The sequence below is a fragment of the Deltaproteobacteria bacterium genome, assembly GCA_021737785.1.
Classification (GTDB): Bacteria; Desulfobacterota; DSM-4660; order Desulfatiglandales; family Desulfatiglandaceae; genus AUK324.
On record JAIPDI010000030.1, the window covers coordinates 41,976 to 66,029 of the forward strand.

Annotated in this window: 20 protein-coding genes; 7 read left to right on the forward strand and 13 right to left on the reverse strand. The window is 55.7% G+C overall.

Annotated elements, in window-relative coordinates:
• Window positions 1-175 precede the first annotated feature (175 nt).
• From K9N21_15165 to K9N21_15175, 3 genes are all read right to left on the reverse strand, one after another.
• Window positions 176-1,072, reverse strand: a complete 897-nt coding sequence (locus K9N21_15165) for an MBL fold metallo-hydrolase (GenBank protein MCF8145254.1) — start codon at window positions 1,070-1,072, stop codon at window positions 176-178.
• A gap of 59 nt (window positions 1,073-1,131) precedes the next feature.
• Window positions 1,132-2,715, reverse strand: coding sequence for a DUF898 family protein (locus tag K9N21_15170; GenBank protein MCF8145255.1), 1,584 nt, complete (start codon window positions 2,713-2,715; stop codon window positions 1,132-1,134).
• A 317-nt stretch (window positions 2,716-3,032) separates the two neighbouring features.
• Window positions 3,033-3,836, reverse strand: a complete 804-nt coding sequence (locus K9N21_15175; protein MCF8145256.1) for an IclR family transcriptional regulator — start codon at window positions 3,834-3,836, stop codon at window positions 3,033-3,035.
• A 279-nt stretch (window positions 3,837-4,115) separates the two neighbouring features.
• On the opposite strand from K9N21_15175, the gene K9N21_15180 reads away from it, so the two are divergent.
• From K9N21_15180 to K9N21_15210, 7 genes are all read left to right on the forward strand, one after another.
• A complete protein-coding gene (locus K9N21_15180; protein MCF8145257.1) occupies window positions 4,116-5,048 on the forward strand; it encodes a methylenetetrahydrofolate reductase in 933 nt (310 codons plus the stop codon).
• Window positions 5,049-5,216: 168 nt separating this feature from the next.
• The gene (locus K9N21_15185) at window positions 5,217-5,630 is read left to right on the forward strand and encodes a 4Fe-4S dicluster domain-containing protein (protein MCF8145258.1); all 414 of its coding nucleotides are present in this window, start codon (window positions 5,217-5,219) and stop codon (window positions 5,628-5,630) included.
• Window positions 5,617-6,285, forward strand: coding sequence for a methylenetetrahydrofolate reductase C-terminal domain-containing protein (locus K9N21_15190; protein ID MCF8145259.1), 669 nt, complete (start codon window positions 5,617-5,619; stop codon window positions 6,283-6,285). Before K9N21_15185 ends, K9N21_15190 begins: the two co-directional genes overlap by 14 nt.
• A gap of 123 nt (window positions 6,286-6,408) precedes the next feature.
• Complete coding sequence (locus K9N21_15195; protein ID MCF8145260.1) at window positions 6,409-6,702, forward strand: hypothetical protein; 294 nt, start codon at window positions 6,409-6,411, stop codon at window positions 6,700-6,702.
• A gap of 1 nt (window position 6,703) precedes the next feature.
• Entirely contained in the window at window positions 6,704-8,644 is a 1,941-nt protein-coding gene (locus K9N21_15200; protein MCF8145261.1) for an aldehyde ferredoxin oxidoreductase family protein, read from the forward strand.
• A 130-nt stretch (window positions 8,645-8,774) separates the two neighbouring features.
• Window positions 8,775-9,269, forward strand: a complete 495-nt coding sequence (locus K9N21_15205) for a 4Fe-4S dicluster domain-containing protein (protein ID MCF8145262.1) — start codon at window positions 8,775-8,777, stop codon at window positions 9,267-9,269.
• Window positions 9,270-9,476: 207 nt separating this feature from the next.
• Window positions 9,477-10,907 (forward strand): ethanolamine ammonia-lyase reactivating factor EutA, encoded by a 1,431-nt coding sequence (locus K9N21_15210; protein MCF8145263.1) that lies wholly within the window; start codon window positions 9,477-9,479, stop codon window positions 10,905-10,907.
• A 180-nt stretch (window positions 10,908-11,087) separates the two neighbouring features.
• Here the strand turns inward: K9N21_15210 and K9N21_15215 are convergent, their stop codons facing one another.
• The 10 genes from K9N21_15215 to K9N21_15260 all read right to left on the reverse strand — a co-directional run bounded on the left by K9N21_15215 (window position 11,088) and on the right by K9N21_15260 (window position 24,053).
• Window positions 11,088-12,485 carry a GHKL domain-containing protein gene (locus tag K9N21_15215; protein MCF8145264.1) on the reverse strand — a complete coding sequence of 466 codons (1,398 nt, stop codon included), beginning with the start codon at window positions 12,483-12,485 and terminating at the stop codon, window positions 11,088-11,090.
• Window positions 12,466-13,140 (reverse strand): response regulator transcription factor, encoded by a 675-nt coding sequence (locus tag K9N21_15220; GenBank protein MCF8145265.1) that lies wholly within the window; start codon window positions 13,138-13,140, stop codon window positions 12,466-12,468. Before K9N21_15220 ends, K9N21_15215 begins: the two co-directional genes overlap by 20 nt.
• Before the next feature lie 232 nt (window positions 13,141-13,372).
• Complete coding sequence (locus K9N21_15225; protein MCF8145266.1) at window positions 13,373-14,515, reverse strand: CoA transferase; 1,143 nt, start codon at window positions 14,513-14,515, stop codon at window positions 13,373-13,375.
• A 77-nt stretch (window positions 14,516-14,592) separates the two neighbouring features.
• Window positions 14,593-15,648, reverse strand: a complete 1,056-nt coding sequence (locus K9N21_15230; GenBank protein ID MCF8145267.1) for a lipoate--protein ligase family protein — start codon at window positions 15,646-15,648, stop codon at window positions 14,593-14,595.
• Between the two features lie 16 nt (window positions 15,649-15,664).
• On the reverse strand, window positions 15,665-16,957 hold the full coding sequence (locus tag K9N21_15235) for an MFS transporter (protein MCF8145268.1): 1,293 nt from the start codon (window positions 16,955-16,957) through the stop codon (window positions 15,665-15,667).
• Window positions 16,954-18,891, reverse strand: a complete 1,938-nt coding sequence (locus K9N21_15240) for a PAS domain S-box protein (protein MCF8145269.1) — start codon at window positions 18,889-18,891, stop codon at window positions 16,954-16,956. The genes K9N21_15235 and K9N21_15240 overlap by 4 nt, the downstream gene beginning before the upstream one ends.
• A gap of 176 nt (window positions 18,892-19,067) precedes the next feature.
• The gene (locus K9N21_15245) at window positions 19,068-20,447 is read right to left on the reverse strand and encodes an FAD-binding protein (GenBank protein MCF8145270.1); all 1,380 of its coding nucleotides are present in this window, start codon (window positions 20,445-20,447) and stop codon (window positions 19,068-19,070) included.
• 362 nt (window positions 20,448-20,809) lie between these two features.
• Window positions 20,810-21,997, reverse strand: coding sequence for a (Fe-S)-binding protein (locus K9N21_15250; protein ID MCF8145271.1), 1,188 nt, complete (start codon window positions 21,995-21,997; stop codon window positions 20,810-20,812).
• 261 nt (window positions 21,998-22,258) lie between these two features.
• Entirely contained in the window at window positions 22,259-22,681 is a 423-nt protein-coding gene (locus K9N21_15255; protein MCF8145272.1) for a glycine cleavage system protein H, read from the reverse strand.
• Between the two features lie 262 nt (window positions 22,682-22,943).
• Window positions 22,944-24,053 carry a (Fe-S)-binding protein gene (locus K9N21_15260; protein MCF8145273.1) on the reverse strand — a complete coding sequence of 370 codons (1,110 nt, stop codon included), beginning with the start codon at window positions 24,051-24,053 and terminating at the stop codon, window positions 22,944-22,946.
• Window position 24,054 lies beyond the last annotated feature (1 nt).

The window sequence follows — 24,054 nt, forward strand, 5'->3', positions numbered from 1 at the left end:
TTGATCTTCGCAACCTCTCTCTTCTCTTCTCTTCTCCCCTCTCACCGCGACCCCTCGCTCTCTGTGTAATGGGGTTCCACACTCGATGTTCGCGGCTTGGAAGCCGCTCTCACAGTCTCCTTTCGCCCCTCTCCGCGTCTCGTCCCCCCTCGTCGTGTTCCTCTTTGGTGCGTCCTCATCTCCTCACATACATTTCCCCTTCCTGGATAACCCTCCCCTCCCTCATGAGCTTTTCCAGATGTTTCTTCATGTGCACCCGCTCGCCGAACTCGAAAAAGGCCTTGGGTTCACGGGGCCTGCCGTAGATGATCCATGCCGCCACAATGCCTTCCAGAGTCTGAGGGGTTTGCAAATGCCCCACGAGCTCATTTTCCCGCTCGTTAATGACCCCCAGATAATCATCCCATAGGTCTCCCGGTGCTTCTTCGAAAACCCCTTTCTCATGGGATGCCAGCCATATTTTGGCCGGGACCTGTCGCAGGCGTTCTATTGAGGCTATGGTTTCTTGGATGCTCGAATCGCGGTCCCCGTACCAGGGTCCGAACCGGGTCAGATCGTAATCCCCCAGGAGCAATACCCCATCGGGTTGAAAAAAGAAGGAGAGATGACCGGGCGTATGACCCGGCGTGGCCATCACCGCCACGTTCCCGGTTTTCAGAGGAATGATGTCCCCATCGCCCAGAAACCGGGTCGGCTTGCGGGACCGGTAGTGAAACTGGTCCCTCAGGATAGCACGCCAGTATTCCCGCTCCTCGGTCCCCTCCATCCCGTAGGCGTCCAAAAATGCATCCAGGTCCGCGAGGGGCGGCGCATCCGGTCTCGAGGTCAGCAGCGGGAGGTCGTCAAAAAGATCCAGATGCATGAAATGATCTTCGTGCCAATGGGTCAGCCAGATCTGGCGGACCCCGGGGCCTTCTCTCAATTGAATCAACCGGTCCCGGTCCGAGGCCGGATCGATGAGCACCCCGTCTCCCTCGATGTAGATGGAATGGCAGTTGGGGTATCTCCCATGGTTATCGCCCGGAATAAACCATACCGGCCCGAAATGCCGTTCCTTAACCGGCGCCTTCATCCGTGATATCTCCTATCTCTGAAGCGGATATACCGTCATATCCCCTGTGCTCTCCCGTATCAATTTGCGGCCGGCGTACCGGGACCCGCCTCTTTTCCCGGCGATTCCGAAGAAGGTCGCTCCCTCAGGGCAGTGGCCTTGCTGAAATCGGCCCGGGCCTCTGCATCGCGCCCTTCAGAGAGATGGAGGAGCCCCCGGTTATAGTAAAGGTCCGCATCCTCCGGGTTCAGTTCCAGTCCCCTGGTATAATCTTTCAGGGCCAGGTTCCTCTTTCCCATTTGAAAATAGGCGCTTCCCCGGTTGCAATAGACATCGGCGGCATGCGGATTCAACTCGATGGCCTCGCTGAAATCTGTGACTGCCAGGTCAAGCTTCCCCATCCTCGCCCGTATCAGGCCCCGGTTGTAGTAGGCATCGCTGTTGCGACGGTTGATTTCAATGGCGCGGGTAAAGTCCTTTTCAGCCTTTTCCAACTCCCCCATCCGTCCATACAGACCGGCGCGGCTGTAATATGCATCGGCATTCTGCCCATCCTTTTTAATAAACGCATTGAGATCTTGGATCTCTCTTTCATACTCCCCTGAAGACGGAACCGTTTCCCCGGCAGGGGATGTCCAGGCAGGCGCCAGCAGTCCTTCAGGGACCCCCTTTTCGGAAGAAGGCGGCCTGACAGGTGCGGCCGAACCAGGGAGTGTTCCCTTCGGAGCAGGGGGAGACGGCTTGTGGGCCGGTTCCGGGGCGGTTTTCAGAGTGGGTCGTTTCACTGGACCTCTCACAGAACCCTGGGATAGGGGGCCTTCTCCCTTCATCTCAAGAAGCCGGCCCAGGTTGACTGTCTCGGATATCCGGATCCCCAGACGATCCTTGATAAACAGGGCCGCTGCGGCCATCCCCACCAGGACGATCAGGACAAAAAGAATAACCCAGAGAAAGCGTGTTCTGACAGGCGGAAAGTGTTCGATCTCTTCTTCGTCGCCCACCACCAGACCCCGGGTCTCCCAGCGAAAGAACATGCAGATCAGCCAGGGGGATATGATGATCCCCAAAAGGGGCGACAGCCACGCCACGGCAGGCAGGTTCACCAATGGCCCGACCGCGGGGAACAGGACCAGGACCACCACCAGGATGAGATATATCTGCAAGAGCCCCCAGAAACCGGCCCCAAAAGAGGTTTTGGCGCCCCCGTATCGGAAATGCACTTGTTTCCAGGCATAATAGCGGTACATGGCATAGAAGCTGTAAAGCCCCAAGGTCAGGATGGGCAGGACAAAAAAATGTATGAGGGAAAAGAGAAGGAGGCTCCCCCCTGTCCCCACGAAAATGCTCGGATGGCCGTCCACCAGCGTGCTTCGGGCCTTCCATCGGGATATGGCGCACGCGGCCCATGGCCAGTAGATGCCGAGGGTGACAACCGTCAGCAGGCCGTTCACCAGACCCAGGACCAGGAGCTGTCCGCCGGTCCCGGTGAAGGTCATCGGCCTGCCGTTGATCCGGGTATGGGATGCCCTCAACCGGAAGAGTCTGACCCATGCCCAAGGGGAATAGATGCCCAATGTGAGCATGCTCAGCAAAAACATATGGATAATGGAAACCGCCAGGTAATCTCTCCCGCTACCGTTGAACTCACAGTTTCCCTTGGGCATCGCCTTCTCCTTTTTGCAGGTGAATTATCCGTTTCCGGAACTTCGAGGTAATCCTGAAGGGCCACTCAAAGTTTCGGATAGATTATCCTAACCTCTTGGGGCGAGATGATCTGGTCCCAAGGCAGTCCAGATAAAATACCCGGATCAAGACCTGATTGCAAGTCAAGATCTTGTTTCAGCGGAAGGATATGGGAGTTTTAGGGGATGAGAATCGATATTTTCTTTTGAAGAACTCCACGGCAGAAGCGAGACCATGAAAGAGATATGAATGCTCCCAGCTGTGAAGAATAAAGTGGCGTGGGATAACGCTCGAGACTTCAAGCGACAGGTCCAGCATGCCCTCGCCCTGAGGCGGATGCGGGATCCTGACAGCAAAGCCGGCTGATCTCTTCTCCCGCCGCCTTTGTGGCGCTGATCAAGTCCGCCATCTTGTCCCTGTCAAGGCTCCTTTTGAATCCCACCACCCAGATGGCGGATATCAGATGTCGCCATCCTTTGATGGGCGCGGCGACCGCCCTCACCCCCGGGATGTATTCTTCATCATCCGTGGCATAACCGTCCTCCCGGGCACGGGCGACCTCCTGCAGAAAACGTTCCGGATCAGTGACCGTATGCTCTGTAAACCTGGGGAGTCCATCTGTTTTTATGATTCGAAGGGCCTGGTCCGGATCCATGGACGCTAAAATGACCCTCCCCGTGGCCCCTGCAAACAAGGGAATGATGGTTCCCTTGGGGGAGGTGATCTTGTGATCCTGACTCGACTCGACAATATCCAGGATGGTGATGTGGTTGGTATTCAAGACCCCCAGACAGACTGTTTCCAATGTCCTTCCCATCAATCTCTCCATGGCAGGTCGCGCCAGTTCTTTGAGATCAAACTGGGAATACGCCTGTTTACCCAATTCAAACAAGGTGACGCCCAGGGTGTACTTCTTTGTCGTGGGCGCCCTCATGATAGCCCCTGAATTCTCCAGGGCGGAGACAATGCCATGGACCGTACCCTTACTCATATGGAGACGATCTGCGATCTCGGTGATGCCCAATCCGAATCGCGCCTTGGAGATGAGCCTCAATATTTGAAACGCCTTTGTTACTGAAGGAGCTTGATAGGTTGTCGTCATCGTTCACCATAATGAATTTTTTCATAAAGGTTATTCTACTGCGGATTATTTGTCAACCCGAATCTCTATAGTATCAAATATGACATAACATTATATTATTCTGTGTCTTTATTGACATTTTTTCCTTGACTCCTGGCGGGAATGTGGTACTTTTAATGTACGTGGGATTTCTGTTCGGGTTCAGTATCATGAACTACCATATAATTTCCGGCCGATCGACGGCTGTATCGGAGACAGAGGCCCGCGGGCGGGATTACATCTTCTAATATCTTTTACGCCATGGAAACAAAGACACCCGGCAGACTTGAAAAAGTCCTTTCCAGCGGACATTTGGCCGTCACCTCGGAGTGTGGACCTCCCAGGGGAAGCGACGCTGATGTCATCAAAAGAAAGGCCGCGATCCTCAAGGACCATGTAGATGCCGTAAATGTCACGGACAATCAGACGGCCATGACCCGGCTGTGCAGTCTGGTCTCGGTGATTCATCTGAAATTGATGGATATGGAGCCGATCCTGCAGATGGTGGTGCGGGACAGAAATCGAATCGCCCTCCAGAGCGACATACTGGGGGCAGCGTCCTTCGATATCCGGAATGTACTCTGTCTCTCAGGAGATCATCAGAAATTCGGGGACTGTCCCGAGGCCCAGAATGTCTATGACCTTGATTCGATGCAATTGATTCAGATGGTCAGGCATATGAGCGACCAGGGCAAATTCCTGAGCGGCGACGACATCCAGCGACCCCCCCGCCTTTTCGTGGGTGCGGCGGCCAACCCTTTTGCAGATCCCTTTGAAATCCGCGTCCCCCGTCTGGCCAAAAAAATCGCCGCAGGCGCCCAGTTCATTCAGACCCAGTGTATCTATAATATTGCCCGGTTCGAATCATGGATGGCACAGGCCAGGGACCGGGGACTCCATGAGAAGGTCTTCATACTGGCGGGGGTAACCCCGATGAAGTCGGCAGGCATGGCAAAATATATGAAAGCCCGAGTCCCGGGGATGGACGTGCCGCAGGAAATCGTCGACCGGATGGGCGGTGTGCCTAAAAAGGATCAGCCTGCAGAGGGGGTCAATATATGTGTGGAAACCATTCAACGGCTGAAAGAGGTTGAAGGCGTCAGCGGGTTCCACATCATGGCCATTGAATGGGAAGAAACGGTTCCGGAAATTGTGGAACGAAGCGGGCTCTTTCCGAGGCCAGGAATCGACTGAGTTTTGTAGGAGGAGCAAGGCGCAAGGCATGAGCCTTGAGGCACGAGCAGCAGGCAGTAAGGAGTAAGCAGCAGGCAAGCCAGTATCCAATATCCAGGAACCAGCAACGATAACCCCTGAACTTTTGAACCCGAAACCTCTGAACCTCTACTCGAGGAGACAACCCTGATGTCCTATTTTGTAGTCAGTGACAATTGCAACGGATGTCTGTCATGTGTGGAGAACTGCCCTGCAAACGCATTGAGCTACGAAGACGCCGATGGAAAGAGGACGATTCTGCACAACATGGCCAGGTGCGTCAGGTGTGCCAACTGCTGGAGGGTTTGCCCGCAGGAGGCGATCCAGTTCCAGCATTTTTTGGAGAACAGATGGGATGCGGTCATCCAACTCGGGCTGGTTTACTGTAGCGTATGTGGAGAACCCCTCTACACCGCGGCTCAGGAGAAGACGCTGTCCGGAAACATGGGGAGGCCCCTGGAGCACCTTTGTCCGAAACATAAGAGCGCTGATTTCGCTGCCAGACAGGCATTATTTCTCAAGAAAAAACAGAGTAACAGAGAGACCCAACATGATCGTCGCTGAGCTGAAGCCTATAGATGAAATTGCCGAATCCATCTCGCATTTCAAGAAAGTCGCTATCGTTGCCTGTGGCGGATGCGTATCGATCTGCCTGACAGGGGGAGCGAATAACGCCGACGCCCTTGCAAGGGAATTGGCACACCCCAGGCATTATCAATCCCTTCCGCCGGTCTTTGACACCACCACCATTCAGAGACAGTGTGAGAAGGATTTTGTAAACGCCTTTCTCAATATTCCTCCTGATGCCGACGCGATCCTGTCTCTCGCCTGCGGCGCAGGCGTACAGACCGTGGCAGAGGCGATGGAAACGCTTCCGGTGATTCCGGCGCTCAATACCAGTTTTTTGGGATCCCTGGACGCACCGGGGATATGGAGGGAGAAATGCCAGGGCTGCGGGAATTGCCTGCTAGCCTTTACCGGCGGGATCTGTCCTGTGTCGCGTTGCGCCAAACATCTCCTGAACGGTCCCTGCGGCGGTTCCAAAAACGGCAAGTGCGAGATCGGTGAGGATACGGATTGTGCCTGGCAGCTGATCATCGACCGCTTGAAGGTCCTCGGCAGGCTCGATGAATACGAAAAGCTGTTCCCTCTCAAGGACTGGTCCACCGACAGGGGGAAAGGGCCGCGTGTCCAGGGAGTTGACAGGACAAAAACCTGAAATTCACGGAAATAGGCTGCGTATATATCGCAACTCAAACGAAAATCATTAGCTTAGCATTGTTTTGACTGACGAGGAAATAGACCAAGACGCAAGCAAAGCCAAAAAAGGAAAGGAGAAAATATGGCAATGGAAAAAGGGACATTGTCAGGAGCTGAGAGTCTGCGCAAGACCAGAACCTTCGGCAAGATCAGGTGTCACAACCCGAGTTGCATGGAAAGGATTCAGCCGGCTCCAGGGGCCAAGCATGTGAAGTGCCCCACCTGCGGCATGGAGTACCGCCTGTTCTGGGTGAACGAAAACCTTCCCAGAATACGCGGACCGGTCTGGGATGTGAACCGGAAATTAGCGGAAGAAAAAATGGCCGCGATAGAAGCGGCCGCGCCCGCAAAGGGTGCAAAGAAGGGGGGCAAGTAAGATGGCATTGAACAGAAAAATAGCGTTTATCGATCTCTCTACCGGAGACATCCAGATCAAACCGATCCCGCTGGACGTGCGAAAAAAATTCCTGGGCGGGAGAGGCCTGGACGCCTATTTGCTATATAACCATACAAAGAAGGGGTGCGATCCCTTGGGTCCGGACAATACCCTCATGGTCAGCGGCGGCATCCTGACAGCCACCTGCGCATCTGCAACGGCCAGGACCCACTTCATGGCCAAGTCCCCGCTCACCGGCCTGCTGGGGAGCGCCAACATGGGCGGTTTTTTTGCACCGGAGCTGGCCTGGGCCGGATTCCATCATTTGGTGATCAAGGGAAAGGCCGAGAAGCCGGTCTACCTCTGGATTCACAACGGCAAGATTGAGATTCGAGACGCCGCACACCTCTGGGGCAAGACCACCACGGATACCCAATGGGCGATTCGGGAAGAACTGGGGGATGACGAGATCAAGAGCGCGGTCATCGGCCCGGCCGGAGAAAACCTGGTGACCTATGCCAATGTGATGACAGGCATCAAGAACGCCGCCGGCAGAACCGGCATGGGCTGCGTCATGGGGTCGAAGAATCTCAAGGCCATTGCCGCAAGGGGCACCATGGACATCAAGATCGCCCATCCGGTGGACGCCTTGGAGTACAATAAACGATTCATCGATCAGATCACCAGCGCCAAGGTCAATCAGACCCAGGGAAGCCTGGGGACCCCTTTTATTTGGGGGGCCACCAACTGCTGGGGCGGCATCCGGACACGCAACTTTCAGTATAACCAGTGCGAGAATGCCGATGATATCGAACCCGAGCGGATCGATGAAATCTGTGAAGAGACCATGGGACCCTATCACATGACCGGGTGCTTCGGCTGCCAGATTCATTGCCGGGCCCAGTATAAGATTCCTTCAGGTCCCTATGCAGGGAAATACGAGGAGGGACCGGAATACACCTCCCTGGGGGCCTTTGGCGGCGAGCCGGACTGCAAGAGCGCCGAGACCGTCCTGACAGGAAATCACCTGGTGGATCAGTACGGCATCGACAACCTGGAGATCGGCAGCATCATCTCCTGGGCCATGGAACTCTATGAACTGGGGATCCTCACCAGCAAGGATACGGACGGGCTGGATCTGAGTTTCGGCAATGACGAGGCCCTTCTGGAAATGATCCACCGCATCTGTTACCGGAAAGGGTGGTTGGGCGACACCCTGGCCGATGGCGGCATACCGGCGGCTGAGAAGATAGGCAAAAATTCCTTTGATTATCTGATCCAGGTCAAGGGGATGAACAATCTCCACTCAGATGAGCGGGCCACGCCCGCCCTGGCCCTGGGCATCGCCACCGGTTCCAGGGGTTCGGATCATCTGAGGAGCCGGCCGGCCATCGACCTGTACCATCTCCCTGAAAAGATTCTGAGGCAGATATACAGCAATCCAGTTCCTTACGAGGGGCCATTGAGTTCCGAACATACCGCGTATGAGGGAAAGCCGTGGCAGGTCTTCTGGCAGGAAAACTGCTACATGGGAGTGGATTGTCTCGGCATCTGTAAATACCACACCACCTTTTTAGGTGCGACCCTTCCCAACTTTGAGGATTGGGCCAAGGTTCTCTATTACAATACCGGGATAGAGCTGACCCCGAAAGAGATATGGGACGTGGCAGAACGATGTTACAACATTGAGCGGCTGTTCAATTTGAGAGAAGGTCTGACCCGTGATGACCTCAAAAAAGGCGACACCCTTAATCATCGCTATTTTGATGAACCCTGCAGGCGGGGGGCGCCGGATGTCATCGGCAAGACCATCGACCGAAAGAAATTCAAGAAGATGATCGATGAATACTACGAGCATCACGGCTGGGATGAAAACGGCGTGCCCACGGCAGAGACCCTGAAGCGCCTGGGCCTGGAGAATGAGCCGTCCCATCTGGTTTAGCCCGCATACTGCCCCGAAATGCACCCGGAGCGGCCTTTTTCAAGACCGCTGAACCAAACGGGGCAGTCATCTGAAAAAATCCCTCCGGCCCCGGCAGGAGGGAAGAGCTTATTTTGAGAGGAGAAGATCAATGGAGAAAGTCCTGATGATAAATTACCAGAAATGCACCGGATGCCGGTTGTGTGAGCTGGTATGTTCGGTCATGCACGACGGGATTTCCAATCCTGCACGGAGCAGAATCAAGGTCATGAAATGGGAATCCGAGGGTCTGTATATCCCCATGTCATGCCAGCAATGTGAAGATGCCCCATGCATGGATGTATGTCCTGTCAAGGCGATTTACCGCGACATGGACCTCGGATACGTGACCGTCGATTATGACCTGTGCATCGGCTGCCGCTCATGTGTTGCGGTCTGTCCCTTCGGGGCAATGAACTACAACATTATCGATAAAAAGGTTTTCAAGTGTGACTTGTGCGGGGGCGACCCCCAGTGCGCAAGGTTCTGCGAGGTAAAGGCCATCGAATACGTGGACGCGGACCGGATCAGCACAGGCAAGAAGAAGGTCGCTGCCGAGAGGCTTTCCGCAGCACAGAGAGAGGCTTCGGCCCTCCAGGCCGCGTAGTCATCAAGATACGGACTGCGGTGTTCCGGATCTCAGGATCCAGGATTTCCAACAGGAGACGGATGTTGCCGGCGGATTGCTGAGGCATCCGTCTCCTCCTTTTTTTTGGTCCTTTGGCTTACGCGAGAATTGCCGGAGGGAACCCCGAACCTTAGAGTTTCAAACATCTGAACCTTAGAACCTCTGGACTTTACAAGAGAGATATGAATGGAAATTAACACCATAGAACTGCTTTCGGTGGGGGTGGACGTCGGGAGTTCAACCAGTCATCTGGCCTTTTCCAAACTCCTGCTGGAAAGGGACCACCAGTCCCCTACCCGGCGGTTTGAAATTCGGAACAGAGATATCATCTATGAAGGGACGATTATCGATACGCCGCTGTTGGACAGGGATACCATCGACATTGAAAAGCTATCCCTATTTTTTATCCAGGAGTATGAGCGGGCAGGGATCGATCCCGCGGATATTCAGAGCGGGGCGGTGATCGTAACAGGAGAATCCGCCCGAAAAGAGAACGCCAGACAGATCGTGGAGGCCCTGTCCAGAGGCGCCGGGGATTTTGTGGCCGCCACCGCCGGGGCCAACTTCGAGAGCCTCATCACTGCCCTCGGATCCGGGGCAGCCGCCCGGTCAAGGGATACCGGAAAGACCATCCTTTCCTGCGATATCGGCGGCGGCACATCCAATATGGCCATATCCAAGAATGGGGAGGTCCTGTCTACGAGCTGCATCGCCGTAGGAGGAAGGCTCCTGGCCGCACATGCCGATGGCACCATCTGGCGGGTCGACGAACCGGCGCGACAGGTGATGACGCATCTGGGCGTCCAATACCGGGTAGGGGATCAAATCGCTGCAGAGGATATGGAAAGGATCGCCGCCGCCTTTGCCGAAGCCCTGATCGAGGTCCTGAGCGGCCCGGCGACCTCTGACCTGGCCAGACGGCTCATGATGACGGAGAACCTCAATTTTACACACAAGATCGATGAATATTCGTTCTCAGGCGGGGTTGCAGAGTTGATCTACGGCGGCAACGGCTACTACAATGATATGGGAAAGCCGTTGGCCGACAAGATACGGTCCCTGGCGCCCAGGCTGGCAGCCCCGATCATTGAACCCAAAAACAAGATCCGGGCAACGGTCATCGGTGCCGGCGCGTACTCCCTGTCCATCTCCGGTTCTTCGGGATTTATGGATGACGCAATATCCTTTCCCATCAAGAACGTCCCTGTACTCAGGGTGGATGCGGAGGCGGAGCGACTGAGCCGGGATCATGTGATCTCCGCTATACAGACCTCCTTTCGGAGATTTGATCTTACCGAAGGGGAAGAGGTCGTGGCCTTATACTTCAAGGACCCTGTGAGGGCCTATTACCCTGAACTGGAGCTGTTTGCAAAATCCATCGAGGCCGCCCTTCCCCGTTCAATCATCAACCGTCTCCCGATCATCCTGATCTTTGAAAAGGATATCGCCTGCAGCGTGGGGAACGTGATCCGCCGGGAGACCGGTCTTAAAACGAATCTCCTGTCCCTGGATGAACTCATCCTGACAGAAGGAGACTGGATCGACATCGGGGAACCCCTGGTGGCGGGCCAGGTCTTCCCCGTGACGGTAAAGTCGCTGGTGTTTAACAGGAATTAGGCGTGAGGCGCGGCAGTAAGCAGTGAGAAGTAAGCAGTAGGAGTAGGAAGTAGGCAGTGGGCAGTAAGGAGTAGGCAGGACGCAGGAGCAGCAAGACGCATGAGCACCGGATAGCACATTTTCCAAATATCCAGCACCCCATCCCCGGTCCAGACTTTTTCAGTTGTCAATTATCAATAGTCAGTTCCCGACCGGCATCCGGATCGTAAATCTGGATCCCTTGTTCAATTCGCTCTCCACACCGACCGTGCCGCCGTGGGCGTGTACGATCGCCCTTACAAAACTGAGGCCCAGGCCGAGCCCCCGCTGGGACCGGCTGTGATCCCCCCGGTAGAGGCGGTCCCAGATCTTACTGATGTCGGCGGGAGGGATCCCTACCCCCTGATCTGAGATGGAGATGACAGCACAGGCATCTTCTGGTCGGGCGGATATTTCTATCTCCCTGCCGTTTCCGCTGTACTTGATGGCATTATCCAGGAGATTGGCCATGACCTGCTGGAAGCGGATTCGATCGGCACGGATAACCAGCTCTTGGGGGAGATTTCCGGTGATGGCGATCCCCTTCTCCTCTGCCACCACCTCATAGAGATCCATTATGGACTCAATAACTTCGGGGACAGATACCTCGCCGATCTCCAGCCGCATCGCCCCGGTCTCCGCCTCGGCAATATCCATCAGGGCATTCAGCATGGTCAACATCCGTTCGGATTCTTCCATGCAATCGGCCAACGCCTCCCTGCACGCATTCTGTTCCCTGGCATCCTGGAGCGCCAGTTCGGCCACGCCGCGCAGGCGGGTCATGGGGGTCCGCAGATCATGGGCCACATTGTCCAGGGAGTCATGCATGGCCTGTATCAGGGAATCATTCCTGTCCAGCATCTGGTTGAAAAGAGAGACCAGCTCATACATCTCCCCCCGTTCTCCCCGTACAGGAACGCGCAGACTCATCTTCCCTGTCTTCAGAATATCTCTCACGGTCTGGATGAGATGACGGATCGGCCGGATGGCGCGGAAGGTCAGGAGTCCGCCGCCGACAATGCCCAAGAGGAGGATCGGGACGCTGAACATCAAAAACACGGTCCTGAAAAACGACAGGAGTTCCTGGGCCTGGGTGGAACTCTTTCCCACCTGGAGCTTGAGGCCGCCCGGCAACCCCGTTATACCGATGGTCCAGGCCTCTTTTTCCGCCTGGTCTTTGATGGTGAGCCACAACTCCTCTTCCGTGCGCGGCACCGACCTGAGCCGGCCGTCGTCAACGCCCTTAAACCCTTTTGGAAAGCTGACAAAGAGGACCTGGTTGAGGGGACCCACGATACGCACAAAGAAGATGTCCCTGGCCGTACCGCTCTGTTGATCGAACCGGGCCTTGAGCGCGCGGAGCCCGCCCTCCCCATACCAGGCGCGGTACTCCTGGATCCGGTCCCGGACGGTCTCACGCTCCCGCTGCTCGATGAGGTTATCCATAAGATAATAGGCGACGACAAACAGGCCGCCGGAACTGACCACAAAAAAGAGCGCATAAAGGGCGCTCAATTTCAGGCTGAAGGTCAGTCCGATCTTACTGTTCCTTGAGAACATAGCCCATTCCGCGAACCGTCTGAATCATCTTATGGTCAAAGTCCCTGTCGATTTTGTTGCGAAGCCGGCACACCAGGACATCCACCACATTGGTCTGGGGATCAAAGCTGTAATCGTACACATGCTCCAGTATGGAGGTCTTGGACACAATCCGATTCTTGTTTCGCACCAGATATTCCAACAGGGCGAATTCACGGGCCGGAAGGCTGATATCCGCATTATTCCGTCGGGCCTGGCGGGACAGAAGATCCAGGGTCAGTTCTCCTGCGGTAAGGGTGGAGGGCTCTGATATCCGGGTGGATCGCCGGATCAGGGCATGAATCCTGGCCAGGAGTTCTGAAAATGAAAAGGGTTTGGTCAGGTAGTCATCGCCTCCGGCCTGGAGGCCCTTGACCCGGTCGTCCACCGAGCGTTTTGCGCTTAAAATGATCACCGGGGTTGCAATCTTCTTTGCGCGCAGCCGCTCGATCAGGGAGAGACCGTCAAGACCGGGGAGCATGATATCCACCACGGCCGCATCATAGGGCTCGGTGAGCCCCAGATGAAGACCGTCCACCCCGTCATGGGCCACATCCACGGCAAATCCAGCCTCCTTCAGGCCCTTTGATATAAAGGAGGCGATTTTTGAGTCGTCTTCTACAACCAGTATTCTCATGTAAGCCCCATCCGTGCACATGCCCCTCTTTTTTAAATTGCCGGTGCTCCCGTTCACAGCCGAGGGAAATCATAAGAATGACCCCTTTTTGTTGTTTTGGGCTGCAACAATTTGTGTATGGAGCATGGGCACCCTCAAATCATAACCCTTCCGGCATGCGAACCGTCGGCCATGTTCCGATACCTGTAAGAAAATGGTAAATAATCCCGGAAAGTCAAGGGCCTTATCCGCCTTATTCAACGATCTGGTTCTGGAAAAATTTTTGGACGTCTTCTTCCAAATACCCAAGATCGCCCAACATCTCTTTTGTGTTGGCGCCCCGGCGGCCCCTTGCGGGGGTAGCTTGTCCCGGGGTCCGGGAGAGTCTGGGGGCCGGGGCCGGCTGCGGCACATCATCAATGGTCAGGATGATCTCTCTTTCCCTGTTGTGGGGGTGGTGTTCCACCTCGTTCAATTCGAGGACCGGGGCCACACAGGCATCTTTTCCCTCAAAGATCCGGGTCCACTCATCACGGGATTTTGTCTTGAATACAGCGGTGAATCGCTCGGTCATCTCCGGCCATTTTCCCATATCCATCTGGTGAGGAAGGGATGATGGATCGATCTCGAGACCTTTCAGAAGCTCGGCATAGAATCTCCCCTCAATGGCCCCCACCGCCATAAACTTATTGTCAGCGGTCTCATAGGTCTGATAGAACGGGGCGCCGCTGTCCAGAACGTTGGTCCCGATATCGAGGGTCATCAGGTGGTGGGCCAGCATACCGTAAAAGAGGGTTGACAGGTTGGCCGCGCCGTCCACCATGGCCGCATCCACCACCTGTCCCTTCCCGGAACGGGTTCTTTCAACAATGGCCAGGAGAATGCCGAGGGCGCACAGCATCCCGCCCCCGGCAAAATCCCCCAGAAGGTTGCAGGGAGGGAGCGGCCGTTCCCCCTTTCTGCGGAAGAGCGACAGGGCCCCGGACAAGGCGATGTAGTCGATATCATGCCCGGCCATACCGGCATAAGCGCCGTTCTGTCCCCAGCCCGTCAGCCGGGCGTAAATCAACCCGGGATTCGTTCCCATCACCTCATCCGGACCCAATCCCAGGGCCTCCATCACGCCGGGCCGGTAAGGCTCTACCAGGACATCGGCATTACGGATCATTCTTCTGACAATCTCGACCCCTTCACCTGTTTTGAGGTTGACCCGAACAGACCGTTTGCCCCGGTCAAACGGGTTCTTCTCCATGATATTGGGGATCTCAGGGGCTCCTTTGGCTAATCGATCCACAACAGTCACGTCCGCCCCGAAATCGGCCAACAGCATGCCGCAATAAGGGGACGGGGCCAGACCGGCCATCTCGGTAACCTTGATTCCGTCTAATGGGCGCATATGCCTTTCCTCGGTAATTGAAGGTTTACGGTTGGTTCAGAATCCCTCATGATCGGTTGTCAATTCTCACTCGTCCCTTATGCGCCGTACGCCAGGACCTTCATCCAATCATCAATTTCGATGCCCGGCGTTTCCGCACCCGTCTCTTTGTAAAAGGCGGCCAGCAGGTCGCGGGCCGATTCAATCCTTCTGCTGTCAAGGGACCCTTCCAGGAGGTGAACCGCCCCTTCGGGAAAGCAGAAGAAGTCTCCGGACAGGCGGACTCGCCTGAATCGTCCCTCCTCCACTTCAAAGTCCGACCGTATCAGCCCGCCTGCCGCCTTGTGCACCCTCTGTACAACATCTATTCCTGCCCGGATCTTCACGCTCCGGCCTTCCCGCGGCCGCCCCTTTTGATGGAGCCATTCCTCTGACAGCATCCGTTCTCTCAGATCATCCATCTTTTTCATCAGGGCCCGGTCCCTGACACCGGGGGTCATCGGTCCCAGCAACGCCTGAAAGGCCTCACCCATGAGGCGGTTCAATCGCGCTTCGGTCCACTCTCTTGCCGCATCCGTGCCCAGCTCGCGCCGTATGGTGGAGAGATTATCGTAGAGGGTCTTGTGGACCTTGTCACGAAATTTCTCATCCGGGACCCTCAGGACCTTCGCCATCATCTCATAATCGAAATCCACGATCAAATTCCCCACAAAGACGACCGCATCTCCGATCTCGCCGGCGCCGGTACCGGATATTTTACGTGTTCCTGCGACCACATCATTGACCGGCTTGAATCTCACAGGGATGCCGACCCTTTGATAGACGTCAAGGATGGGCTGAAGAAATTTCCTATAAAACGCCTCTTTGTTCCTGGGGACCTGGGGGTTGTTTTTGTGAAGAACCAGTTGAAAAAAGAGCTGGTGCCCGTCAAGATAGACCGCCCCTCCGCCCACTTCGCGCCTGAAGACGGGGATATGGTTGGCCCTGCAGAAACCCAGATCGACCTCCTGTTCCACATCCTGATGAAATCCGATGCAGACATAGGGGGTGGCCGGAGAAACCAGAGAGAGTGCCTCCCGCCCCAATCTGGCCAGGGCATGGTATATCAGCTGCGACTCGTCCCAGGGGACCTTTCCCAGGTTGTAAAGCTCCACGTGAAAATTACCTTTCTCAATCCACCAACTGCCGGCAGTGGGTCTCCGTGGTGAAACAGATGAGGACGGCCGAGAGAATCGACCCCATTATCATCAGGCTGAACGCGGACTGGTACGCATTCAGCTGATAGATTTTTACCCCGTTTTCCAGACCTCCGCTCCAATTCCTGTCCAGGACCCACCCCATGACCGGCTGCAGCACCATGGCCCCCGTCATAACCCCCATGTTGCAGACGCCGGATACGGTCCCTGTCAGCGAAGGGGGCACCGATTCCTTGACAAAAGCAAAACCGATGATCATGGCACCCGACGCAAACCCCACGATGGAAATCAGTACGGTCAACAGCCATACCGGCCACTGCGGCATAAACAGAATCAGACCCCAGCCGGCACAGGCCACAAAACAGCCCGCCGCATACAGCGGCTTTCTCCGGCCGATCCTGTCTGACATCGCCCCCAGCACAGGCCCTCCGAAGGCCCAGGCGATCAACAGAACCGAGGTCAGGGCAGCGCTCTCGGCAGGAGAGAGGCCGTAATGGGTCGACAGGAACGGTACCCCCCACAGGCCTGAAAAGGCCAGGACCGGGCCGGCCATGCCGGCCGGCGCAATGGACAGAAGCCAGGTGTTCTTGTAATGAAATACCTTCAATAAACCGGCAAATACCGATGCGGCGGCATCCGGCCGGATATTGGCAGAGGGGATGAAACTGGCATACCCCCGTTCGGACGGATCATCCCGTACCACGATCCAGATCGCCACGGCGATGGCAAGAGACACGCCCGCCGAGGCCAGCATCACCGGCCGCCACCCGAAGTGCTCCACCAGTATCCGCAACGGCACACCCGCGGACACGGCCCCGACCACGCCGCAAAAAAGGCCCAGGCCGCTGGTCAGGGCAAACCGCCGCGGCGGAAACCAGTGCATGGAGAGCTTGAGCATGGCAACCCAGGCCACGCCCACCGCCCCCCCAATCAGTAGACGTCCAATATTGGCGAGGATGAGGACGGGGGCCATGGCAAAGAGAAAAGCCCCTAAACACGCAATAAATGCCCCGGTAGTGAGGAGTTTTTTGGGTCCCCAAGAGTCGGCCAGAATCCCTGTCGGGATCTGCATGGCGACATAGCTGTAGAAATAGAACGCAGAGAGGTTCCCCAAGGCGGCGGCACCGATACTGAAATCGGCCATCAGGTGATCTGTCATCACGGCCGGCGCCACCCGCTGGTAAAAACCGCTCAGGTAAAAGGCAGCCCCCAGCCCCCAGATGGCCCAGGAGAGACCTGCGGGTGGATGCTTCTTAGGATCGGTCATAACAACAGGCCCTGATCACGATCCCCACCCTCTTTTCCCGGGCTCTCTTGCTTCGATGCCGGCAGGTATATGTTGAAGGTGCTTCCTTTGGTTTTCTCACTGCTCGCGTCCATGATCCCGCCATGATTCCGGATGATTCCATAGGCGGCGGCCAACCCCAGGCCCATCCCCTGTCCCACGGTTTTGGTGGTGAAAAAGGGCTCGAATATTTTTTCCAGGGTCCAGGCGTCCATGCCCATACCCGTGTCCCTGACAGATATTCTCACATACCTGCCGGGGTCTACTCCGTAGGTATGCACGAATTCCCTGCCAAGCCGTATGTTTTTCGTCTCCAAAAACAACACCCCGCCGTCCGGCATGGCCTGCCATGCGTTGATACAGAGGCTCATCAGGACCTGCTCGATCTGCACCGGATCCACTTCCACCATCAGGATCCCCTTCTGATATGTGGGATGAACGCTGATTTCCTTTTTGGTGCGGACAAACAACTCTTCGGTCCGCTTCAGCAGTTGATTGAGATCGGTCAGCTCAGGCCGATATCTCCTTTCCCTGGCAAAGGCCAGGAGATGCCGGGTCATCTCCGCCCCTTTCTGGACATACCCCTCGATGTTCCTCAACCTTTCGCATTCAGGGCTGCTTGGATCTTTTCCGTACAGTGCCAGAGAGGCATTCGCCTGGATGACCATCAGGAGGTTGTTGAACTCATGGGCAATGCCCCCGGCCAGGGTGCCGATGGAGGCCATCCGCTGAGACCGGTGGAAATGGGTTTCCAGCCGCCTCTTATCGGTGATATCCCTCAGAAAACTGAGAATGGCCGGCTTCTCCTCCCATCGGATGGGGACTGAATTCAATTCCACCCATAACTCCTCATACGCCCGGTGCAGGATTCTGAAGGCATAAGTGCCGGAAAATTCCTCCCCGGCCAATCCCCGTCGATACCTTTCGGCCACAGCATCCCTCTCCTCAGGATGGACGCAATCGAGAAAACGGATCTCAGCCGGGTCTGCCCGATCCATGCCGAATATCTCAACGGCCCGTTTGTTGGGAAATTTTATCCTCCCTTCCTGCAAGACAAATATGGCGTCACTGGCATTTTCAAACAGGAGCCGATACCGTTCCTCGCTCTTCTTCAGGGCCTTTTCAGCCTCCTTCTGATGGGTGACATCTTTCAGGATGACGATGACCTTCCCATCATCCCCGGGGATGGGTTGCACATCTATGGTCACCTGTTTCCCGTTCAACGACAGTGGGCATTCCTCAGATATCCGTTTGGCATGGTCACTTTCATCCTCAAGAAATTTGGCGATCCGGACACGATCATCTTTTGCGAAAAGGTCCGGAAAATAGTGCCCCAGCACATCCTCTTCGGGCAAACCCGTTACCTCGGACGCGCCTCGATTGGCATAGACGATCCTTCCGTCCGAAGCAATATCGAAAATCCCCTCGTCCATCTGCTCCAATATGACTTCAAGATGCCTCATGCCCAAAAGGAGTTCCCTGGTGATGCGCCGCTGTCTGATCGCTTCCGACTGAGGCGTCTTCCCCCCCAGCAGTTGGGAGGAGGTATCCCACGATTGTCCCAGCACCCCAAGGATCTCCTTGGCCATCTGATCAAGAGGCCCTTTGGCAATGCTTGCATTGACACCCAACGCCTCGATCTCGCCCAAGTCTTCTATGGCTGTTGCAGAGAGGCTGACAATATATGCATTCTTCAAGACCTCCATCTTGCGCAGTATCCTGCATAGCCGCTTTCCGTCGATATTGGGCATAACCATATCTACGAATATGATATCGGGGGTAAAGACCTCCAGGACGTCCAGCGCCGAAAGCCCGTCTTCGGCTGTGGAGACCTCATGCCCTTCCTTTGTCAGGAGATCACTGATCACTTCCAGGATAAATCGATCATTATCGACCAGCAGTATTTTTTTCGTCATACATACCTCTCAAGCAAGCCTCTGAACCCGCCGAATCAGGGGCCCTACAGTTTGAGGAGTGCTGCCTAAGGCTTTAAGCCTGTAATCCCGCCTTGCCGGACAACCTGCGAAAAAGTTGATGCCTTATGGGGTAGATCGTCGTCAGCGTCATCCCATTTTTTTTCGGGCGATGACCTTCATACTCCCAGTCCCATCTTGCCCGGGTTAAGGATATTGTTGGGATCAAAAAGCCGCTTGATCCGCGCCATGACGTCCATTTCCACGGAATCGTGTTCGAGGGTCATGAAGGGAGCTTTGGAGAGCCCGACGCCGTGTTCTCCCGTAAGGGTGCCCCCCAGCCCGCACGTGAGTCTGAATATCTCCTCCACTGCCGCCCCTGCCCGCCGGACCTGGTCCGGATCAGCGGCGTCGTACATGATCTTGGGATGGAGATTACCGTCCCCTGCATGCCCGAATATGACAAAGGGAAGACCATACTTCAGCATAATAGCGGAGATACCGGTGAGAAGGTCGGGGACCTTGGAGATGGGGACCGCCACGTCTTCAGAGACGTTGTTGGTCCGAAGCTGGGCAGCGACGCTGCTCACAGACCTCCGGGTGGACCAGAGGGCCTCCGCCCCCTCTTTGGTATCGACGGTTTGTATATGGGTGGCATGGTTTTTCTCGAAAACCGAGACCACTTTTTCCATCTGGTAAGCGGTCTCGGCCCCGGTATATCCATCGGTCTCCACCAGGATAATCGCCATGGCATCGGGAATGTCCATGCCGCCGTGTTCCCTGAGCACCTTGATGGTGTTTTCATCAAGGATCTCGAGCACGCTCGGAATAATGCCGGAATGCATGATGTCCGTAACCGCCTGTCCTGCATCCTCCAGACGGGCAAAGCGGGCCAGCCCTGTGCTGGATGCCGTCGGCTTCGGATTGATCTTCAGAATAATCTCTGTGACAACGCCGATCGTCCCTTCCGAGCCTACGAAGAGACGGGTCAGGTCATACCCGGAAACGGATTTCATGCAGGATGACCCGGTCCGCAGGATGCGTCCGTCCGGCAGGACCACCTCCAGCCCCAGGACATAATCCCGCGTCACCCCGTATTTGGCGCCCCGGATCCCTCCGGCATTGGTAGCCACGTTTCCCCCGATGGTGCAGGCCTTGCCGCTGGCGGGATCCGGCGGGAAGAAAAATCCATGGGAGGAGAGGGCCTTCTGCAAGTCGGCATATACCACGCCCGGCTGGACAACCGCGAGACGGTCGGGAATCCGGATATCAACGATTCGGTTCATCCTGCACAGATCCATGACCAGACCCCCGCATGCCGGAACCGCCGAACCTGCCAGACCGGTCCCCGCTCCGCGGGGAATCACCGCAAGCCCGGCCCCATTGGCCAGGATCAGGATCCGGGAGATCTGCTCAGTGTTGGCGGGCCACACAGCCGCTTCGGGCCGGTGATCGTTGTCGGAGGCATCATAGGAATATGCGACCAGATCGATGAGATCATTGGTGAAATTTTCCGGACCGACAATCTCAATCAGGTCAGTTTTGATTCGGGCTTCCATCTTCTGCATATGATTCAATCAATCCTCCTGAATATCCATGGCCTGCGGGGTTGGCGCATGGGGTCTTTCTCTCCCGTCATCCGCGGGCCAAAAACCCGGCACACTTCATGGGAGCGGCAGTATAACTTTAAAATCCGGTCGTTACAACCCCAAAGGGGCGCCTTCATACCAGGTGCGTTCCCGCTGCATTCCTGACAGGATTCAAAGTACGGGGGCCGGCCTTCAAACAATACACACCCATTTTGTTTTCCGGCGGCGGGAGAACAGACCCCCACGGGCACCGGATGGAAAACGACCGATGGGAACTGGGAAACCTGATCGCACAGGTAAAAATTGTTCGGATTTTGTGCGGACTGAATCGCTTATTCCGCAAGGGCACGGTGAATGAGCTGGGTAATGTCGAGGACATCGAGGGGGAGCTTGTTCCGGCGGACATAGGTCATCATGGTCCGGACACACTGCTGGCACGAAGTCACCACCGCATCCGCACCCGTGCTCAGGACCTCCTTTATCTTCTGTTCTGCAATCCGCGCAGACAGTTTGGCATCCACCATCTCCAGGTTTCCACCGCCCCCGCAGCAGACGCAGCTCTCACGGTTATGAGGGAGTTCTACGAAGCGGACCCCCGGGATCGCACGAATCACCTCTCTCGGTTCTTCAAACACCCGGGTCCCCCGGCCCAGATCACATGGATCGTGGTAAGTGACGGTCAAGTCCAGTTCTTTAAGGGGAACGCGATTGTTTTTGATCAACTCGATTAAAAATTGACTGGCATGGGTCGTCTTGAATTCATCCGGATAATGCTCACGCCAGGTGGCATAACAGGAGGGGCATGCGAAGAGGATCTCCGTGGCGCCCTTCTCCCTAATGACAGAGAGGTTGTGCGCCATGAACTCCTGGAACATATCCTTCAACCCGGCCCCCAGCATGGGAAACCCGCAACACCACTCCGCCTCCCCCAGGAGCGTGAAATCCACGCCACTTCTGTCCAGGATCTCCGCAAGGGCCATGGGAATCTTCTGGGCCAGGGGAAAATAGGCGGCCGTACATCCCGTGAAATAGACGATATCGGCCTTTTCCCTGATATATCCGTCGTCCGGGGGCGCGTCCATATCCTCGACCCAATCGGCCCGTTCCTCATTGTCCTCTCCGAAGACATTGTGCTCTTGGCCCAGGTTTTCCCGGATCATATCTATTTTTTTGGGATAGTGGTCCGAGTTGACCATATCCTGGCGGAGCGACAGCCACAGATCCTTGAGATGGATGCCGACCGGACAGACCTCCTGGCAATTGCCGCAGAGAGTGCACCGAAAGACCGTGTCGCTGAAATGATGTAATGCCTCTTCTGAAAGGCGTTTTCGGCTGAACAGCCTGCGAAATACTCCCCCCCGGTCTTTCAATACCTCCCTGAGCCCCTTCATGCGGGAAATGGCGGAGAGCTTCCCATCATTGGATGCCGACACCGCAGGGCACACATCGGCACAGGCCTGGCAGTTGGTGCAGGCCCCTGTTTCCAGAAGCTGTTTGACACTGTAATCCTGATTGGACATGGAATTGCTCGTTACTGGTTGCTGGTTGAAGCGTAGCTGAAATCCCGTCTTCAGCGGGATTACTCGTTACTCGTTACTGGTTGCTGGTCGCTCATTTTTGGGGTTTGTTGGGTTTATTGGGTTTATTGAGTTCGTTGGGTTTTTCCTGATCTCTGATTCCTGACCACAGACATCAGGTCTTTGTTGCGGATTACTCGTTTCTGAGCCGTTCACAGCTTACTGCTACTCCCCGCTCCCTGCTCCCTGCTCGCCGCTCGCCGGCTACTCCTCTTTATATTTCTCGATGTCCGCCAACAGCCACTTCTCTATGGCCTCTTTTCCGTGGATCAGGGTTTCCATCTCCCCCTTGTCGTCCGGACGGATCTTGTACATCCAGCCTTTGCCGTAACAGTCGTCGTTGATCAGCCCGGGATTGGTCTCCAGTTCCTCGTTGACGGCCGCGATCTCTCCATTCACGGGGGCAAAGACCTTCCCCAGCCATTTGCCGGATTCGATCTTGGCAAACTTCTTCCCCTTCTTGAGCTGCTTGCCGTCATCCGGAAGCTGAACATAGACGATCTCCCCGGCCATGACCTGGGCAAAGTCATCCATCCCCATGACCAACAGGTCGCCTTCTTCCTTGATCCAGAAATGGTTTTCCTCGTAGTAAAGGTCCTCCGGCATGTTGTATCCGTGCATCTCCATCACATTTCCTCCTTAAGCCTTAATGCCTCGCAATTGATACCATGTTGTAAGAAAAAGTATTCCTGAAGCCTGAAACCCGATCCCGCAGCACCCGCGGGGTTGCCGACATCATAGGCCCTTATTCCCTCTTCTGTCATGAAAAACAAGAAAATACGGCCATCCTTCCACTGCACGCTTAGCCTTCCGTCATTCCGGCACGATTCCAGCCGGAATCACGGGACAGCACACAGCCGTTTTGATTGCGGGTATCCGCTTTAGAAATCTATCCTTCTTCCGCCTCTTCCATCAGTTCATTAATGAACTGGGGGGTATTATAGATCTTGAACTTCTGTTTTCGCAGTTTGGCATTTGCCAGGTTATGGACACAGGAATTGCATTCCGTCAGGATGATCTCGGCCCCCACCGCCTCTGCCTGGTCCAGACGCCGACGCGCCATGGCGATGGAGTTCTTGGCATAGGCCCCCCTGACCCCGCCGCCGGCCCCACAGCAGAGGGCGCTTTCCCGGTTGTCCGCCATCTCCACAAAATCAGGGGCGATCTTCCGGATGGTATTTCGCGGTTCTTCGTAGATCCCGCAATGTCTTCCCAGGTCGCAGGGGTCGTGGTAGGTGACCCGCTTGTCCGTGGTGACCCCGAAATCAAATCCCTGAAGGAACTGGGTGATGTGGATAACCTTGATCCCTCGCTCCTTCAGTTCCGCATACTGGGCCTTGTTGTCGAAGGTGCGGGAGCAGTAGGGGCAGCCGGTAATCACTGTTTTGGCCCCCGTAGCCAAAATGGCGTCGATATTCTTTCGGGCAAGGTGGTCCTTGATCGGAAAGCCCACATCTTCCAGCACCCCGCTGCAGCAGACCTCGTCAATGAGGGTGTAGTCCACCTCGATACGGTCCAGGAGATCCAGGGTCGCGGAGGTGGACTCGTCCTCGCGGTACAATCCGACGCAGCCGACAAAATAGACGTTTTCAGCCTGCTGGTTCTTCTTCCTGTCAAAATCCTCGGCTTCGGCTTCGGCATAGATATTGGTGTGCTTGTCCAGCACCTCGTTCATCCCCTTGAAGGCCGGGTGGCACGACCCCGCCTTGACCATGTCCTTTCTGGCTGCCTTGATGATTTCAGGCACGTTGACACCGGAGGGACAGTTTTCATAGCAGCTCGCACAGGTGGTGCATTGAAACAGGGTCTCGATCAGTTCATCATTCAGATCGATCTTCCCGTCCATGACCTCTTTGAGAAGGAGCATCTTCCCCCGCGCATTGAGGGCCGGCCGAAGCGTGGCCCCGAACACCGGACATACGGCTTGGCAGAACCCGCACCGGGAGCACCGCAGTACCTGGTCCCGGAATTTCTCTTCAAATTCGTACTTGGACGTCATC